The sequence below is a fragment of the Planomonospora algeriensis genome (assembly GCF_977012225.1).
The window spans coordinates 1-2,971 of the sequence record NZ_CDRNDK010000630.1; the positions used below are offsets into that span (position 1 = coordinate 1).

Annotated in this window: 1 protein-coding gene; it reads right to left on the reverse strand. The window is 73.8% G+C overall.

What is annotated here, in order from left to right; translation table 11 throughout:
- Window positions 1-2,954 (reverse strand): SDR family NAD(P)-dependent oxidoreductase (locus ACWJ6R_RS33655; protein WP_449066087.1); only part of this gene is annotated, 2,954 nt, incomplete at its 3' end.
- Window positions 2,955-2,971: the final 17 nt, after the last annotated feature.

The window sequence follows — 2,971 nt, forward strand, 5'->3', positions numbered from 1 at the left end:
GCCAGGACCGGGTGGCCGTTGCGGCGCGCGTCCGACAACCGCTCGACCAGCAGCATGCCCACGCCTTCCGCCAGGCCGAAGCCGTCCGCCGCACCGGCGAAGGCCTTGCACCTGCCGTCCCGGGAGAGCGCGCCCTGCAGGCTGAAGCCGATGAAGCCGAGCGGCGTGCACATCACCGTGACGCCGCCCGCCAGGGCCAGGTCGCAGTCGCCGTTGCGCAGCGCCTGCACGGCCAGATGCAGCGCCACCAGCGACGACGAGCACGCCGTGTCCACCGTCACCGCGGGCCCTTCGAGCCCCATCGCGTACGCGACGCGGCCAGAGGCGATGCTGCTCAGCGTGCCGGTGACCAGATGCCCGACGGATTCCAGCGGCACCTGGTCGGAGTGGCGGCCGTACTCCTCGTAGGCCGCGCCCACGAACACGCCGGTACGGCTGCCGCGCAGCGAACCGGGGTCGATGCGACCGTGCTCGATCGCCTCCCAGGAGGCTTCGAGCAGCAGGCGCTGCTGCGGGTCCATCGCCAGTGCCTCGCGCGGGCTGATGCCGAAGAACTCGGGGTCGAACTCACCCGCGCCGGCCAGGAAGCCTCCGTCTCGCGTGTACGAGGCGAAGGGGGCCTCCGGGTCCGGGTCGTAGATCCCCTCCACGTCCCACCCGCGGTTCTCGGGCAGCCGGGAGATGGCGTCCCCGCCCTCGGCGACCAGCCGCCAGAGGTCGTCGGGGCCGTTCACGCCTCCTGGCGTGCGGCAGCTCATTCCGACGATCACGACCGGGTCGTCGGACACGTCGCCGTGGGCCGCCCCGGCCGTCGCGGACTCTTCCTGGACGCCCAGGATCTCGGTCCTGGCCAGCTCCGCGAGCGCCTTCACGTTCGGATAGTCGAAGACCACGGTGGCCGGCAGGCGGATGCCGAGGGCGAGGTTGAGCCTGCCGCGCAGCTCGACGGCCGTGACCGAGTCGAAGCCGAGGTCGCGGAAGGCCCGGTCGACGCCGACCTCGGCCGGGTCCGCGTAGCCGAGCACGCCGGCCACCTCTTCGCGGACCCGGGCCACCAGGAGCCGGGTCTGGTCCTGCGGGCCGAGCCGGAGCAGCTGGGCGCCCAGCTCCGAGACCTCACCGGCACCCTCCTCCCCGGTTTCGAGCGCCGCGACGGCCTCGGGGACGCCGTCCAGCAGGGGGCGCCGGCGGGCCGCGGTGAAGAGCGGGGCGAAACGCGGCCAGTCGATGTCCGCGATCACCAGGTTGGTCTCGTCGTCGTCCAGCGCCTGCCAGAGTCCCTCGACGGCCATGAGCGGATCCATGTAGCCGACGCCGCTCCTGCGGGCGTCGTCCTCGCCGAGCAGCGTGGTCATTCCGCCGCCCGCCGCGTCCCAGAAGCCCCAGGCGATCGCCGTTCCGGGGAGGCCGCGGGCACGGCGGCGGGCGGCGAGCGCGTCGAGGAACGCGTTGCCCGCGGCGTAGGCCCCGTTGTGGGAGCCTCCCCAGACCCCGGCGCCGGAGGAGAACAGCACGAAGGCGTCGAGCGGGCCGGTGAAGAGCTCGTCCAGGTGGGCGGCTCCGATGATCTTGGCCTGTGTGGCCTCGGCCAGCTCGTCCGGGCCGAGGCCGAGCAACGACTGGATGTGCGGAACGCCCGCGGTGTGGAAGACCGATCGGATGGCGTCGCCGTCCGCCTCGACCTCGCCGATCAGGGCGGCGAGCGCGTCTCGGTCGGCCACGTCGCAGGCGGCGACCGTCACTCGGGCGCCCAGCCCTTCGAGCTCGGCCGCGAGCTCCGCGGCGCCGGGAGCGCCCGCGCCTCGTCTGCTGGTGAGGACCAGGTGCTCGACGCCGTCTCGGGCGAGCCTGCGCGCCACGTGCGCGCCCAGACCGCCGGTGCCGCCGGTGATCAGCGCGGTACCGCGTGCCCGCCGGCGTTCCGACGAGCCCGTCCGCTGTCTGGGCGCCCTGGTCAGCCGCCGGGCGAAGACCCCGGAGGCGCGGACGGCCAGCTGGTCTTCCTCCCCTGCTCCGGCGAGCACGCTCATCAGGCGGTTGAGGACGCGCGTGTCGAGGGTCTCCGGCAGGTCGACGATGCCGCCCAGACGGTCGGGGTGCTCCAGTCCGAAGACGCGGCCGAGCCCGGCCACCGCACCCTGCTCGGGGCTGCGGACGAAGTCGACGCGGCTGACGCTCTCACCGCCGTCGGTGCCGATCCACAGCGGCGCGTCCACGCCGTTCATGGCCTTCATCAGCGAGAGGACCCGGGCCAGGTCGCAGTGGAGGGAGAGCACCCCTGCGGGTGCGGCGTCGCCGTACGGCAGCGCCTCGCTGTCCGGGCCGTCGCCCAGTGCGACAACCTGAGGATCGGCTCCGTGCCGCTTGAGGGCCTGGACGACGGCGGCCACCGAGTCGTCGACGGCACGCGCCGCCGGGACGGCGATCAGCCAGGTGCCGGACAGCGCGGCCGGCCCGGCCTCCGGCAGGACGACGGGTTCCCACGTCACGCGGTAACGCCACGAGTCCAGCACGCTCTGCTCACGCCTGCGGCGCCGCCAGGACGAGAGCGCGGGCAGCACGGCCGCCAGCGGCGAGCCGTCCTCGATGTCCAGCGTCGCGGCGAGCGCGGCCACGTCCTCGCGCTCCACGGCCGACCAGAACTCGGGGTCGGCGGCGTCGACCGCCTGCTCGGACTCGGCGCTTCCCGGCATGAACCAGAACCGCTTGCGTTGGAACGCATACGTCGGCAGATCCACCCGCACCGGCCGCACACCAGAGAAGTACGCCTCCCAATCGACCGCCACCCCCGACGTGTGCAACCGGGCCAGCGCCTCGACGAAGACCCGCGCCTCACCCCGGCCCCTGCTCCCCGTCGCGACGAACACCCCCTGCTCCACACACTGCTGAGCCAACGCCGTCAACGTCGCATCCGGACCCACCTCCACCAGCACCCCGGCCCCCGCCGAACGCACCGCCCCCACCGCATCGG